Consider the following 14,980-nt stretch of genomic DNA (forward strand, 5'->3'; position numbering starts at 1 on the left):
TTCGCGCTAGGCGGTACCTCAGTACCGCCTTCGTCGGCCTGCACCTTCGTGCACGCGTCGCACTCGCAGTCGAGCGGCGGCTTGAGCTCCGGCAGCAGGTAGCGCGGGGACTTGCCGCGCACGCTGTAGTACGGCCGCCCCGCCTTGTCGGTGCCGAGGGGAACCCGGACGTCCAGGCCGTGGTCGGCGAGCCGCTGCAACGCCTTCCGCAGCCCGTTCTCAGTCAGGCCGGTGCACTGGGTGAGGGTGGGCGTGTTGACCCACCAGGGGCGCCGGTACCGCATCCGCTCCGCCAGCACGACGAGCACCAGGCGCTCGGCCGCTGTGAGCTCCGGCGGAGCGTGGAAGAGAACCTCGGCGACGAGCTGGTAGCTCACTGCGGCCAGCCCCTCGTCCAGGCGCCGACCGGCCGGTGCGAGACGGTGACGACCGCGGGGGAGAGCCCTGCGCGTCGGTGGTCACCAAGACGGTCGGCGAACGCGCGAGCGTCACGCTCACGGGCGAATGTGCGGGTCTTGGTCGCCGACGACGGCGACCAGTCGACCCGGCGCCACTGGACGCGGTACTCGACGTCAGCCATGGCTGGTCACCGGGTCCGACGCGAGCCGATCGCGTTCGGCAACGCCGAGGTGCATGCCGATGTCACGCCAGAAGTCGCCGGCGGCGGCCTGGTCCCCGTTGTCGGAACCGGGGCTTACCCTGGTGTCTGCGGATGTGTTGGTGTCGGGGCGGCCCTGCCGGGGGCCGCTTCGTCGCGTCTGGAACATCTACGCTGCCACCCGCTGCGTTTCGCCAGCGTCCGGACGGCGGACAGCCTTGGTGGGCGGCGACAGGAGCACGGTGAGGCGTGCGCGCTGCTCGTCGGTCAGCGGCGGCGCGGCGGCCACGGCGCGGGCGATCAGCTCGGCGACCGACCTCATGCCGCGGCCTCATTGAGCAGCGCGGCCAGGCGCCGGCGCTCATCGGGCGTCAGCGCTGGCGGGGTCGTGAGGAGATCGCGGATGTAGCGCTCGGTGGCGTCTACCTTCAGCGCGCGTAGGTCGTCCTCGCACAACTCAGGTCGGTCTGGGTGATGCCGACGATTGGCGGCCACGCGAGCGCGGGCCTGCCGAAGGCGTGGGGACAGCGATGTAGCCAAGGGGTGATGCCTTCCCTGCACGGAATGGACACGTGCAGGGGGTTGCTCCGTCATCTCCGCCGGTCGCGCGCCTCTGTGAGACGTTGAACGCCGTGGCCTTCCGGTCAGCTAGTCTGGCAAGCGGAAACCGGCCCTGACTGCTGGCGAGGGTACTCGCAGCTCCAACACACCCTGACCCCACCTGAGCCTGCTCGCTCGGGTGCAAGGATTTGTTGCTAGCGAATCTAGCACGCGTGTTCGGACTTGTCGATCAACGGCGCGCGAGATCACTCGGCCCAGTGATCGCCCCACGTTTGCTCGTCGCCGACCCACTGCGAGCCGGCCAGACGCAACGGGTTGAAGCCATGCAGGCCGCTCTGCTCGGCCCGGGCCACCCGAACCTCGGCAAGAAACGTGATGACCTCCCGCCGGACCGCGACCGGTTCGGCATCGAACCGACGCCGGATCTCCGCGTACCGTTCGTCGTCGTCAAGGACCTCGGCAGCGCCGTCGAGCAGCCTGACAAGAGCCGGCGGGGTCGTCGCAGAGACCTCGCGTCGCTGAGCCGCCCTGATCTGCACGATGAGGTCGGCCTCGATGCGGGCAAGACTCGCCGGCGACGTCTCGCCACGTGCCCCGCTGTCCCGCCACGCATCCAGGCGCGCCTGCAGCTCGCTCGCCTCCGTACGTGCGGCGAGCACCTCCGCATCGTCGGCGTGACTGAGGTCGATGCCGTCCGGTGCGGCCAGGCGCCGGCACACGATCTCGCTGACGAACTCGTCGAGGCCCGCGGCCTGGATGCCGGTGCAGCCGCGGCCGCACTGGTAGCGGTCGGGTCGGGTCAGGCTGTCGCGCATCGGGATCCGGGTCACCGTCCCACCGCAGACACCGCACATGGCGAGATACGACAGCAGCCACTTTTGGCGTCCGGGCCGGGTCGTCTTGCGTCGCGGGTCCTCGAGCACACGGCGCGCCGCGAGGTGTGCGAGATCGTCGACGAGCGGCGACCAGATCGCGTCGTAGGTCTCGCCGGCGTGCACGCGCTTGCCGCGGTACGTCGGGGACGTGGCGATGCTCTTGACCGTCTTGCGGGTCCAGTTGCCGCCGGCGGGTGCTGGCACCTCGCGGGCGTTGAGGTCGTCGACGATGGTGACGATCGGGTGACCGTGACCGACCCTGCTGGTGATCTCGACAACGATCGCCGCCTGGTCGGGATGTGGGACCTGCTCGACCAGCTTCTTCGTCACGGGGTCGTAGCGGCGTACGTAGCCGTAGGTGACCTTGCCGTGCGGCAGGCCCGCGGCGGCGGCCGCTGCGGTTGCCCGGCGCAGTCGTAGTGAGGTCTTCTCGGACTCGTAGTGGCTGTCCAGACCATCCTCGGCGAGGGCCTTCCAGTCCCGTGCCCTCGCCGGGTCGTAGGTCCGCTCGTGGCTCGTCACTCGGATGAGTACCCTGCGTTCCCGGCATCGACGCAGCAGTCCCAGCCACGTTTCGGCGTCGCGGTCCCCGCGGCTGCTCTCCCACAGCACGAGCACGTCGAGCTGCCCGGCGTCGACGTCGGACAGGAGGCGATCCCAGTCTGGCCGCGCCTTGCGTGAGAACCGGGATGCGGAGACACCGTCGGAGTAGCGCCCGTTCTCGCCGATCGTCCAGCCCTCGGCCTCAATGTCCGCGGTGCACTCGGCGACCTGCTCAGCAAGGCTCTTGCTCTTGTCCTTGGACTGCCGGCTGTAGAGCCCGGCGCGAGCAGTCTGGAACGTAGGGAGCGTCACGCCCTGGCACGTTACAGGGTTACGGTCCTAGTCTCTCGTCACCGCCCACACGACCGTGCGCCCGTCCTCATCCGTCGGGGCGGCGAACTCGCGCAGGTAGCCGGCCTGGAACCTGGTCAGCAGGTGGTGTCGGCCGGGGAACAGGACGAAGCGCTCCACAGGTCAGCCCTCGGCTGCCGGTGCCGGGCCGGTGCTCTGCACGACCTCGAACTCCAGCAGGCTCGCCCCGGACGCCACCGGCTTGGCCCGCTCACCCGAGTGCGCCTCCATCGCGGGGCCCTTCACCCACGCCTGGAAGTCCTCCTCGGTCTCCCACCGTGTGTAGACGAAGTAGCGGGTCTCGCCGGCCACCGGGCGCAGCAGCTCGAAGCCCAGGAACCCCTTCGACCCCTCCACGGCACCGTGCCGCGCACCGAACCGGCGCTCCAGCTCAGGGCCCGCACCTTCAGGAACCTCGATCGCGTTGATCTTCACAACCGCCATGCCAACCACACTAGCGACCCCCACCGACACTTCTTCCCCACCAGCGAGGGGTCGACGCCGTCGACAATGCGGTGGGAGGCGTCCGGGGGCGGGTGCGAGAATCGCGACGTGACCGATGTGCTTGATGATCTGCAGTGGCGGGGCCTGATCGCGCTCTCGACGGACCTCGACGAGTTGCGCGCCGAGATGGCGAAGGGGCCGCTGACCTATTACTGCGGCTTCGACCCCACCGCGCCGAGCCTGCACATCGGGCACCTGCTCCAGGTGCTGACGATGCGCCGCCTCCAACTGGCCGGCCATCGTCCCCTCGCGCTGGTCGGCGGCGCCACCGGCCTCATCGGCGACCCGCGGCCGACCGCCGAGCGGCAGCTGCACTCGCGTGACCAGGTCGCGGAGTGGGTGGACAAGATCCGCGGACAGATCCAGCCCTACCTGGACTTCACCGGTGACAACGCGGCGACCATGGTCAACAACCTGGACTGGACCGCGCCGATGTCGGCGATCGACTTCCTGCGCGACATCGGCAAGTACTTCCGGGTCAACAAGATGCTGACCAAGGACGCCGTCAGCGCGCGGCTCAACTCCGACGCGGGGATCAGCTACACGGAGTTCAGCTACCAGATCCTGCAAGGCATGGACTTCCTGGAGTTGTTCCGCCGGTACGGGTGCCGCCTGCAGACGGGCGGCAGCGACCAGTGGGGCAACCTGACCGCCGGGACCGACCTCATCCGGCGGATCGAGGGACAGTCGGTCCACCTGCTGGCGACGCCGCTGCTGACCAACAGCGCGGGGGAGAAGCTCGGCAAGTCCACCGGCGGCGGAAGCCTGTGGATGGATGCGTCGATGACCTCGCCGTACGCGCTGTTCCAGTACCTCGTGAACCTCGAGGACTCGATCGTGGGCGGGCTGCTGCGCCGCCTGACGTTCCTGTCCAGGGAGGAGATCGAGGTGTTGGAGAAGGAGACGGCGGACCGGCCCGCGGCCCGGCTGGGGCAGCGCAAGCTGGCCGAGGAGGTCACCCGGATCGTGCACGGGGCGCACGAGACCGAGCAGGTGATCGCCGCGTCGCAGGCGCTCTTCGGCCGTGGCGAGCTCGCGACCCTTTCCGCGTCGACACTGCGCGCCGCGTTGGCGGAGGCAGGTTTGGTACGGGCGGCGCCCGGGACGTCCGTGGCGGACCTCTTCATCGCCGCGGGCCTCGTGAGCAGCCGCAACGAGGCACGCAGGACGGTCTCAGAGGGCGGCGCGTACGTGAACAACGAGCGGGTGAGCGACGCGGAGGAGGTCGTCGCCGCGGACCGTGCGCTGGCCGGCGGGCTGCTGGTGCTGCGCAAGGGGAAGCGGACGTTCGCCGGCGTCGAGCTCGGCGCGATTTGACTCTGTCGCTGCGTTCCACGTAGCTTTTGCGAGCGCCACGGGGCACCTGCCTGGTGGCGCTCTGCACGACCGGGCCCCGCTCACCACCAAACGAGTGATCGATTTGGTGGAGATCGGAAGCCGGGGTAACGTAGATGACCGGCAGGGAAACGGGCGGCGCGCGAGACGCGTCGGACGGCCTACCGAAAGCTTGATCGGCCAGAGACCGGGTGACCGGCCGAAGGTCGTGCCCGTAAGGCGGACGACATCCAGTCGACACGGTCGATTTGGATGCGGGACGCGGAGCGGGTAAGGTTTTACCCCGGCAGGGACACGGACGAGGCACGCGGGTCGCTCACACGAGCCGCAGCGGACGTCCTGCCGAAACCATACGACACTCGACCGGGTTACCGGAAGAGTAGTTGTGTGTCCGCGAAACGGGACAAAGTACGGCGAGCCGGACTTGACACCGCAAAACGGAGATGCTAGGGTAGAACGGTAGGAAAATGCCCCGGGAGATCGGGACCGGATCGCGGTCAGGGTCTGCGGTGTGTGTTGGTTGTTTGAGAACTCAACAGGGTGCTTGTTAAGCCAGTGCCAATTGATTGACCCCGTGACATGGCTTTGTTGTCGTGTCCGAGGATTCCTTTGGTGACAAACGATTGTTTGTTGCTAGGACTGATTTTCCAGATTTTGTTGGAGAGTTTGATCCTGGCTCAGGACGAACGCTGGCGGCGTGCTTAACACATGCAAGTCGAGCGGAAAGGCCCTTCGGGGTACTCGAGCGGCGAACGGGTGAGTAACACGTGAGTAACCTGCCCTAGGCTTTGGGATAACCCTCGGAAACGGGGGCTAATACCGGATATTCATTCTCCGCGGCATCGTGGGGTGTGGAAAGTTTTTCGGCCTGGGATGGGCTCGCGGCCTATCAGCTTGTTGGTGGGGTGATGGCCTACCAAGGCGACGACGGGTAGCCGGCCTGAGAGGGCGACCGGCCACACTGGGACTGAGACACGGCCCAGACTCCTACGGGAGGCAGCAGTGGGGAATATTGCACAATGGGCGGAAGCCTGATGCAGCGACGCCGCGTGAGGGATGAAGGCCTTCGGGTTGTAAACCTCTTTCGACAGGGACGAAGCGCAAGTGACGGTACCTGGAGAAGAAGCGCCGGCCAACTACGTGCCAGCAGCCGCGGTAAGACGTAGGGCGCGAGCGTTGTCCGGATTTATTGGGCGTAAAGAGCTCGTAGGCGGCTTGTTGCGTCAGCTGTGAAAACCCGCAGCTCAACTGTGGGCTTGCAGCTGATACGGGCAGGCTTGAGTTCGGTAGGGGAGACTGGAATTCCTGGTGTAGCGGTGAAATGCGCAGATATCAGGAGGAACACCGGTGGCGAAGGCGGGTCTCTGGGCCGATACTGACGCTGAGGAGCGAAAGCGTGGGGAGCGAACAGGATTAGATACCCTGGTAGTCCACGCTGTAAACGTTGGGCGCTAGGTGTGGGGGGCCTCTCCGGTTCTCTGTGCCGCAGCTAACGCATTAAGCGCCCCGCCTGGGGAGTACGGCCGCAAGGCTAAAACTCAAAGGAATTGACGGGGGCCCGCACAAGCGGCGGAGCATGCGGATTAATTCGATGCAACGCGAAGAACCTTACCTGGGTTTGACATGGGCGCTAAAGCAGCAGAGATGTTGTGTCCTTCGGGGGCGTTCACAGGTGGTGCATGGCTGTCGTCAGCTCGTGTCGTGAGATGTTGGGTTAAGTCCCGCAACGAGCGCAACCCTTGTTCGATGTTGCCAGCGGGTTATGCCGGGGACTCATCGAAGACTGCCGGGGTCAACTCGGAGGAAGGTGGGGATGACGTCAAGTCATCATGCCCCTTATGTCCAGGGCTTCACGCATGCTACAATGGCCGGTACAAAGGGCTGCGATACCGTAAGGTGGAGCGAATCCCAAAAAGCCGGTCTCAGTTCGGATCGGGGTCTGCAACTCGACCCCGTGAAGTCGGAGTCGCTAGTAATCGCAGATCAGCAACGCTGCGGTGAATACGTTCCCGGGCCTTGTACACACCGCCCGTCACGTCACGAAAGTCGGTAACACCCGAAGCCGGTGGCCCAACCCTTGTGGAGGGAGCCGTCGAAGGTGGGACTGGCGATTGGGACGAAGTCGTAACAAGGTAGCCGTACCGGAAGGTGCGGCTGGATCACCTCCTTTCTAAGGAGCAACCTTCACCGAAAGGTGACAGGAGCCCATGGTCGACCGAATGTGTCGACAGGGTGCTCATATGGCGGAGACACTGGCGAAGACTTCCTGACAACGGTTCATGTGTCCTAGTACTGCTCACTTGTGGGCGTGGAACGGCGATTGGATGCGGTTGGGAGGTCACACAGGCACCCTGTTGGGTCCTGAAACAATCAGCGCGTGAGCGGGGTTGTTTTCAGACGAGATCCACATCTGTCGCAAAACCGGTCGGCGTAGCCGGCGAGGTTGTGGCTGATAAAGAGGTGTGGGTTTGGTGTTGGTTGAGAATTGCACAGTGGATGCGAGCATCTTTATAGCTTTTTTGTGGTCAAGTTGCTGAGGGCGTACGGTGGATGCCTTGGCACCAGGAGCCGATGAAGGACGTGGGAGGCCGCGATAGGCCTGGGGGAGCTGTCAACCGAGCTGTGATCCCAGGGTGTCCGAATGGGGGAACCCGGCACCAGTCATGTGGTGTCACTCCCGCCTGAACACATAGGGCGGGTAGAGGGAACGCGGGGAAGTGAAACATCTCAGTACCCGCAGGAAGAGAAAACAATTGTGATTCCGTGAGTAGTGGCGAGCGAAAGCGGATGAGGCTAAACCGTGCACGTGTGATACCTGGCAGGGGTTGCGTGTGCGGGGTTGTGGGACATGTCTGAACCAGGCTGCCATCTGGTTGCACAGTCAGAAAATTCGTGGTTAGTCGAAGTCCGCTGGAAAGCGGCACCGTAGACGGTGAGAGTCCGGTAGGCGAAAATCGCGGGTCTGTGTTGGTGTGTTCCCGAGTAGCGGCGGACTCCTGTAATCTGCCGTGAATCTGCCAGGACCACCTGGTAAGCCTAAATACTCCCTGGTGACCGATAGCGGACTAGTACCGTGAGGGAAAGGTGAAAAGTACCCCGGGAGGGGAGTGAAATAGTACCTGAAACCGTGCGCCTACAATCCGTCGGAGCGTCCCACCGTTTGGTGGGGGTGACGGCGTGCCTTTTGAAGAATGAGCCTGCGAGTTAGTGATACGTGGCGAGGTTAACCCGTGTGGGGGAGCCGTAGCGAAAGCGAGTCTGAACAGGGCGTTCAGTCGCGTGTCCTAGACCCGAAGCGGAGTGATCTAGCCATGGGCAGGCTGAAGCGCGGGTAAGACCGCGTGGAGGGCCGAACCCACCAACGTTGAAAAGTTGGGGGATGACCTGTGGTTAGGGGTGAAAGGCCAATCAAACTCCGTGATAGCTGGTTCTCCCCGAAATGCATTTAGGTGCAGCGTCACGTGTTTCTTGCCGGAGGTAGAGCACTGGATGGCCTAGGGGGCCTACAAGCTTACTGAAGTCAACTAAACTCCGAATGCCGGTAAGTGAGAGCGTGGCAGTGAGACTGCGGGGGATAAGCTTCGTAGTCGAGAGGGAAACAGCCCAGATCACCAGCTAAGGCCCCTAAGCGTGTGCTAAGTGGTAAAGGATGTGGGGTCGCATAGACAACCAGGAGGTTGGCTTAGAAGCAGCCACCCTTGAAAGAGTGCGTAATAGCTCACTGGTCAAGTGGTTCCGCGCCGACAATGTAGCGGGGCTCAAGCACACCGCCGAAGCTGTGGCATTCACATGATAACCCGGCCTGATTCTTCGGATGAGGGTCCAGGTGTGTGGATGGGTAGGGGAGCGTCGTGTCACCGGTGAAGCGGCGGAGTGATCCAGCCGTGGAGGTGACGCGAGTGAGAATGCAGGCATGAGTAGCGAAAGCAGGGTGAGAAACCCTGCCGCCGGATGACCAAGGGTTCCAGGGCCAGGCTAATCCGCCCTGGGTGAGTCGGGGCCTAAGGCGAGGCCGAGAGGCGTAGTCGATGGATAACGGGTTGATATTCCCGTACCCGCGTAGAAGCGTCCATGCTGAACCTTCATGTACTAACCTCCGGATTCCTTGAAGCCTTCGGGTGGATGGGTTGATGTTGGGAACTTGTGGGGTAGTAGGCAAGCGATGGGGTGACGCAGGAGGGTAGCTGGACCCGGCCGGTGGTTGTGCCGGGGCAAGCGTGTAGCCCGCAGTGTAGGCAAATCCGCACTGCTTGAGGGTGAGACGTGAAGCGGAGCCGTTTCAGGCGAAGTCAGTGATCCCATGCTGCCGAGAAAAGCCTCTAGCGAGTTTCGAGCGGCCCGTACCCCAAACCGACACAGGTGGTCAGGTAGAGAATACCGAGGCGATCGGGCGAACTGTGGTTAAGGAACTCGGCAAATTGCCCCCGTAACTTCGGGAGAAGGGGGGCCACCGATGGTGAGACCACGTGCTGGTGGAGCGGTTGGTGGCCGCAGAGACCAGGGGGAAGCGACTGTTTACTAAAAACACAGGTCCATGCTAAGTCGTAAGACGATGTATATGGACTGACGCCTGCCCGGTGCTGGAACGTTAAGGGGACCTGTTAGTCCTTCGGGGCGAAGCGGAGAACTTAAGCGCCAGTAAACGGCGGTGGTAACTATAACCATCCTAAGGTAGCGAAATTCCTTGTCGGGTAAGTTCCGACCTGCACGAATGGCGTAACGACTTCCCCACTGTCTCAACCACAGGCCCGGCGAAATTGCACTACGAGTAAAGATGCTCGTTACGCGCGGCAGGACGGAAAGACCCCGGGACCTTCACTATAGCTTGACATTGGTACTCGAATTCGATTGTGTAGGATAGGTGGGAGCCGGTGAAGCGGCCACGCCAGTGGTTGTGGAGGCAAGCTTGAAATACCACTCTGTTGGATTTGGGTATCTAACTTCGGACCGTGATCCGGTTCAGGGACAGTGTCTGGTGGGTAGTTTAACTGGGGCGGTTGCCTCCTAAAATGTAACGGAGGCGCCCAAAGGTTCCCTCAGCCTGGTTGGCAATCAGGTGTTGAGTGCAAGTGCACAAGGGGGCTTGACTGTGAGACTGACAGGTCGAGCAGGGACGAAAGTCGGGACTAGTGATCCGGCACTGGCAGGTGGAAGCGGTGTCGCTCAACGGATAAAAGGTACCCCGGGGATAACAGGCTGATCTTCCCCAAGAGTCCATATCGACGGGATGGTTTGGCACCTCGATGTCGGCTCGTCGCATCCTGGGGCTGGAGTAGGTCCCAAGGGTTGGGCTGTTCGCCCATTAAAGCGGTACGCGAGCTGGGTTTAGAACGTCGTGAGACAGTTCGGTCCCTATCCGCCGCGCGCGTAGGATACTTGAGAAGGGCTGTCCCTAGTACGAGAGGACCGGGACGGACGAACCTCTGGTGTGCCAGTTGTTCTGCCAAGAGCACGGCTGGTTGGCTACGTTCGGAAGGGATAACCGCTGAAAGCATCTAAGCGGGAAGCTCGCTTCGAGATGAGGTATCCCACCCCTTGAGGGTTAAGGCCCCCAGTTAGACCACTGGGTTGATAGGCCGGAAGTGGAAGCCTGGTAACAGGTTTGAGCTGACCGGTACTAATAGGCCGAGGACTTGACCTCATACACAAAAGCTGTGAAGACAACGCATCCACTGTGTGATTCTGAACCAACACCAGAACGCACCCCCGACAGAGATTGGGGTGTGCGGTGGTTGACAGGTTCATAGAGTTACGGCGGCCATAGCGGAGGGGAAACGCCCGGTCCCATTCCGAACCCGGAAGCTAAGCCCTCCAGCGCCGATGGTACTGCACCCGAGAGAGTGTGGGAGAGTAGGACGCCGCCGGACAAATTTTCGATTAAGGGCCGCCCTTTCCTGGGGCGGCCCTTAATTCGTTTACCGGGTCGAGCGCATGCGGTGCACCCCGGTCGGGAAGGATGAAGTCGTGACTGCAGGACCCCACGACCGCGACAACAGCGGGCAGGACCGGGGCGAGCGCCCCGCTTCCGGCGACCGCAAACCACGTTGGACCGGCGCCGACCGCGACCGCGGGTCGGCCTCGAGCTCCCGTACGCCCCGCGACGGCGGACCCCGCGCAGGTCAGGACCGCTCCGGCGGCTTCCGCGACCGTGACGGCGGGCCGCGTGGCGGTGGCTTCCGCGACCGCGACGGTGGCTCCGGCGGCGGCGGATACCGCTCCGGTGACCGTACCGGCGGATCCCGTGACGGCAATCGCGCCGGCTCCGGCGGATCGGGTGGTTACCGCTCCGGTGACCGTCCGGCCGGCGGCGAGCGCTCCGGCGGCGGCTACCGCTCCGGCGGCGAGGGCGGCTCCGGCGGCTTCCGCGGCGGCGACCGGCCCGGGTACCGCGACGGTGAGCGCTCCGGTGGCTTCCGGCCGCGCGAGGGCGGCGACCGCTCCGGCGGGTTCCGCGACCGGGAAGGCGGCGGTGGGCCCCGTGGCGACCGTGGTGACCGGCAGGGCGGGTTCCGCTCGGGTGGTCCCGGCGGCTATCGCTCCGGTGGTGACCGGCCGGGATTCCGTGACGGTGAGCGTTCCGGTGGGTTCCGCGACCGCGACGGTGGACAGGGCGGCTTCCGCGACGGCGCTCCCCGTGGTGACCGCGCCGGCGGGTCCGGCGGCTTCCGGGACCGTGACGGCGGACCGCGCGGCGACCGGCCGGGCGGGTTCCGCGACCGGGACGGCGGACCGCGCGGTGACCGTGGTGACCGGCCAGGGTTCCGCGACGGTGCGTCGCGTGGGGACAGGCCCGGTGGGTTCCGTGACCGTGACGGCGGACCGCGGGGCGACCGCGGTGACCGGCCGGGCGGCTTCCGCGACCGTGACGGTGGTCCTCGTGGCGACCGCGGTGACCGGCCGGGCGGCTTCCGGGACCGTGACGGCGGGCCGCGCGGCGACCGGCCGGGCGGGTTCCGCGACCGGGACGGCGGACCGCGCGGCGACCGTGCCGGCGGGTCCGGCGGCTTCCGTGACCGTGACGGCGGACCGCGCGGCGACCGGCCGGGTGGGTTCCGCGACCGCGACGGTGGTCCTCGTGGCGACCGTCCCGGTGGCTTCCGCGACCGCGACGGCCAGTCGGGCGGGTTCCGTGACCGTGACGGTGGTCCTCGTGGCGATCGCGCCGGTGGCTTCCGTGACCGTGATGGTGGTCCTCGTGGCGACCGGCCCGGGTTCCGTGACGGCGACCGGCAGGGTGGCTTCCGCGACCGGGACGGGTCGCGTGACGGCGGGCCGCGTGGCGGTGGGTTCCGTGACCGCGACGGCGGGCCGCGCGGTGACCGTGGCGACCGGCCGGGCGGGTTCCGCGACCGCGAGGGTGGACCCCGCGGCGACCGGCCGCCGTTCCGGGACAACGCCGCGCGAGGGGACCGTCCGTCGTTCCGCGACGGTGGACCGCGTGACGGTGGTCCTCGTGGTGGGTTCAGGGATCGTGACGGCGACCGGCCGGCGTACCGCGACCGCGGTGAGCGGCCCGGTGGCTTCCGGGACCGCGACGGTGGTGCCCCCCGCGGCGACCGGCCCGGCGGGTTCCGCGACCGCGACGGTGCTCCCCGCGGCGACCGGCCGAGCGGGTTCCGGGACCGTGACGGCGGGCCGCGCGGCGACCGGCCGGGCGGGTTCCGTGACCGCGACGGTGGTCCTCGTGGCGGTGGGTTCCGGGATCGGGACGACCGTGGCACCGGTGGGTTCCGCGACCGGGGTGACCGCCCTGCGGGTTCCGGTGGGTTCCGGGACCGTGACGGGCAGCGTTCCGGTGGCCACGGCGACCGGCCCGGGAACTTCCGGGACGACCGGGGCGGCCCGCGGCGCGACCGCGGCGACCGGCCCGGGCAGCGCGACGGTGGTCCGCGTGGCGGTGGGTTCCGCGACCGGGACTCCGGCGGGCGTGGTGCCGGCTTCCAGCGGCCCGAGGGGCTGCGGCGCGACGACGCAGGCGGCTACCGGCCGCGGCAGAGCGACCCGGGCTTCGTCGCCGAGGAGATCGAGGGCGAGGAGACCGTCAGCCGCGTCGCGGACCCGGTGCTCGCCGACGACATCGACCCGGCGGAGCTGGACCGTGAGGTGCGCAGCGAGCTGAGCTCGCTGGCCCGGCCCGTCGCGGAGGAGGTGGCCCGCCGGCTCATCGCGACGGGGCAGCTGCTCGACGACGACCCGGAGCTGGCGCTCGCCCACGCGCTCGTCGCACGGCGGAAGGCGTCGCGCATCGCCGTGGTACGTGAGGCCGCCGGTCTCGCCGCGTACCACGCCGGGGAGTGGCAGACGGCGCTCGGTGAGCTGCGGACGTACCACCGGATGACCGGCCGGCAGACCCACATCGCGGTCATCGCCGACTGCGAGCGGGCGCTGGGGCGGCCGGAGAAGGCGATCGACCTGTTCCGGACCGCGGACCGGGAGAAGCTCACCGCCGAGGAGATCGTCGAGCTGCTGATCGTCGCCGCCGGTGCGCGCGGCGACATGGGGCAGCATGACGCCGCCGTGGCGATGCTGCAGGTGCGTGAGCTGACGTCGGCACCCGAGGCGGTGTGGGCGGCTCGGCTGCGGTACGCGTACGCCGACGCCCTCCTGCGTGCCGGTCGCCGGGAAGAGGCCCGCGAGTGGTTCGCGCGCGCCGCCGACCTCGACGAGGACCTCGCCACCGACGCGGCTGAGCGGCTCCTGGAGCTCGACGGCATCGTCCTGGACGGCGACGAGGACGACGACGAGGACGACGAGCGCGCCCTCGCCGACGACAGCGCCGAGGACGAGGACGACGCGGACGACCGCGACGAGGACGACGACCGCGACGACGAAGACGACCGCGACGAAGACGACTACGACGACGAAGACGACTACGACGACGATGACGACGAGGACGACGACGAAGACGCGGACCGCGACGACGAAGACGACCGCGACGACGAAGACGACTACGACGATGACGACGACGAGGACGACGACCGCGACGGCGACTACGAGGACGAGGACGACGTAGACGCCGAGGACCAGGACCCGGATGACGTGGACGACGACGTCGACGGCGACGGGGAGCCGGACGACGAGGACGACCGCGACACCGACGGACCCACGGTCGACGACCGCGGGACCGAGACGGGCGCCGGCCGTACCGACGCCGACAACGACGACAGTGGGACGACTCGTGGCTGAGCAGGCGAGCGAAGACCTCGTCAGCCACTACGACCTGGTCATCTTCGACCTCGACGGGGTCCTGTACCTCGTCGACCAGGTCATCCCGGGCGCCGCGGAGGCGTGTGCGAGGCTGCGCGAGCGGGGGATTCCCAGCGCGTACGCCACGAACAACGCCTCGCGGCTGCCCGGCGACGTCGCGGCGTTGCTGACGCGCATCGGCATCCCCGCCGACGTGCGGGAGGTCGTCACGTCCGCGCACGCGACGGCGCTGCTGCTCGCCGAGCGGTTCGCGGCCGGGACACCGGTGCTGATCCTCGGGGCGCCGGCGCTGCAGGAGGAGGTCAGGGCCGTCGGGCTCCGGCCGGTCACCGACCCTTACGAGGCCAAGGTGGTCGTGCAGGGGTACGGGCCGGACGTCGCCATGCGGGACCTCGCCGACGCGTCGGTCGCCATCCGGGCCGGCGCGACGTGGATCGCGACGAACGCCGACAAGACGCTGCCGTCGCCGCGCGGGCCGCTGCCCGGGAACGGCTCGCTGGTCGTGGCGCTCGCCACGGCCCTCGGGCGGCAGCCGGACACGATCGTCGGCAAGCCCGACCCGACGCTGTTCCTGGAGGCGGCGCGGGAGCGGGCGGCGGCACACCCGATCGTCGTCGGCGACCGGCTCGACACCGACATCGAGGGCGCATACCGGGCGGGCATGGACAGCCTGCTCGTCCTCACCGGGGTCAGCGACGCCGCCGAGCTGCTCGCGGCACCGGTCGAGCGGCGGCCCACGTTCGTCGCGGAGGACCTGGCGGGGCTGTTCGAGACGCCGCCGGAGGCCGGGACGAACCAGTGGCGCGTCGACGACCTCGGCGACCGCTGGGTGCTGGCCGGCGACGGGCGGCGGGTGGACGCGCTGATGGCGCTGTGCGCGGTCGCGTGGGCGGCGGGTGAGGTCCGGCCCATCACGGCGAAGGGCGAGGCCGCCTCGGCGGCGCTGGAGTGGATGAGGCTCTGACCGCGAGCGGATGAGGCTCTGGCGGGTGGATGACGCTCCGGC

The 14,980-nt window shown here is 66.9% G+C and carries 8 protein-coding genes and 3 rRNA genes; 6 read left to right on the plus strand and 5 right to left on the minus strand.

The genetic code is table 11. The features are described 5' to 3' along the window. Positions 1-373 precede the first annotated feature (373 nt). The 5 genes from ACQEVZ_RS38715 to ACQEVZ_RS38735 all read right to left on the minus strand — a co-directional run bounded on the left by ACQEVZ_RS38715 (position 374) and on the right by ACQEVZ_RS38735 (position 3,372). Positions 374-580: a hypothetical protein gene (locus ACQEVZ_RS38715; RefSeq protein WP_433375885.1), complete on the minus strand. Its 207-nt coding sequence runs from the start codon at positions 578-580 to the stop codon at positions 374-376. Positions 581-767: 187 nt separating this feature from the next. After that, positions 768-920: a hypothetical protein gene (locus ACQEVZ_RS38720; RefSeq protein WP_433375888.1), complete on the minus strand. Its 153-nt coding sequence runs from the start codon at positions 918-920 to the stop codon at positions 768-770. A 484-nt stretch (positions 921-1,404) separates the two neighbouring features. Then, positions 1,405-2,889 (minus strand): recombinase family protein, encoded by a 1,485-nt coding sequence (locus ACQEVZ_RS38725; RefSeq protein ID WP_433375891.1) that lies wholly within the window; start codon positions 2,887-2,889, stop codon positions 1,405-1,407. A 27-nt stretch (positions 2,890-2,916) separates the two neighbouring features. Further along, positions 2,917-3,048, minus strand: a complete 132-nt coding sequence (locus tag ACQEVZ_RS38730; RefSeq protein WP_433375894.1) for a hypothetical protein — start codon at positions 3,046-3,048, stop codon at positions 2,917-2,919. A gap of 3 nt (positions 3,049-3,051) precedes the next feature. Next, positions 3,052-3,372 (minus strand): antibiotic biosynthesis monooxygenase family protein, encoded by a 321-nt coding sequence (locus ACQEVZ_RS38735; RefSeq protein WP_344503638.1) that lies wholly within the window; start codon positions 3,370-3,372, stop codon positions 3,052-3,054. A 108-nt stretch (positions 3,373-3,480) separates the two neighbouring features. Here ACQEVZ_RS38735 and tyrS point away from each other — a divergent pair, with 108 nt between their 5' ends. From tyrS to ACQEVZ_RS38765, 6 genes are all read left to right on the plus strand, one after another. Beyond that, the gene (gene tyrS / locus ACQEVZ_RS38740) at positions 3,481-4,749 is read left to right on the plus strand and encodes a tyrosine--tRNA ligase (RefSeq protein ID WP_344503639.1); all 1,269 of its coding nucleotides are present in this window, start codon (positions 3,481-3,483) and stop codon (positions 4,747-4,749) included. A 672-nt stretch (positions 4,750-5,421) separates the two neighbouring features. After that, a 16S ribosomal RNA gene (locus ACQEVZ_RS38745) occupies positions 5,422-6,937 on the plus strand. 353 nt (positions 6,938-7,290) lie between these two features. Beyond that, positions 7,291-10,408 (plus strand): 23S ribosomal RNA (locus ACQEVZ_RS38750). Between the two features lie 109 nt (positions 10,409-10,517). Continuing rightward, positions 10,518-10,634: ribosomal RNA gene (rrf, locus tag ACQEVZ_RS38755) — 5S ribosomal RNA — on the plus strand. The 16S, 23S and 5S rRNA genes sit together here, the layout of an rRNA operon. Positions 10,635-12,915: 2,281 nt before the next feature. After that, positions 12,916-13,953, plus strand: coding sequence for a hypothetical protein (locus ACQEVZ_RS38760; RefSeq protein WP_433377226.1), 1,038 nt, complete (start codon positions 12,916-12,918; stop codon positions 13,951-13,953). Further along, the gene (locus tag ACQEVZ_RS38765) at positions 13,946-14,938 is read left to right on the plus strand and encodes an HAD-IIA family hydrolase (protein ID WP_433375898.1); all 993 of its coding nucleotides are present in this window, start codon (positions 13,946-13,948) and stop codon (positions 14,936-14,938) included. The genes ACQEVZ_RS38760 and ACQEVZ_RS38765 overlap by 8 nt, the downstream gene beginning before the upstream one ends. Positions 14,939-14,980: the final 42 nt, after the last annotated feature.

The organism is Dactylosporangium sp. CA-152071 (genome assembly GCF_050936335.1).
Taxonomy (GTDB): Bacteria; Actinomycetota; Actinomycetes; order Mycobacteriales; family Micromonosporaceae; genus Dactylosporangium; species Dactylosporangium maewongense.

Bases quoted from the DNA above. Each gene is read 5' to 3' on its own strand.
- ACQEVZ_RS38720 (WP_433375888.1), bottom strand. From the start codon at position 920: ATGAGGTCGGTCGCCGAGCTGATCGCCCGCGCCGTGGCCGCCGCGCCG.
- ACQEVZ_RS38715 (WP_433375885.1), bottom strand. From the start codon at position 580: ATGGCTGACGTCGAGTACCGCGTCCAGTGGCGCCGGGTCGACTGGTCG.
- ACQEVZ_RS38735 (WP_344503638.1), bottom strand. From the start codon at position 3,372: ATGGCGGTTGTGAAGATCAACGCGATCGAGGTTCCTGAAGGTGCGGGC.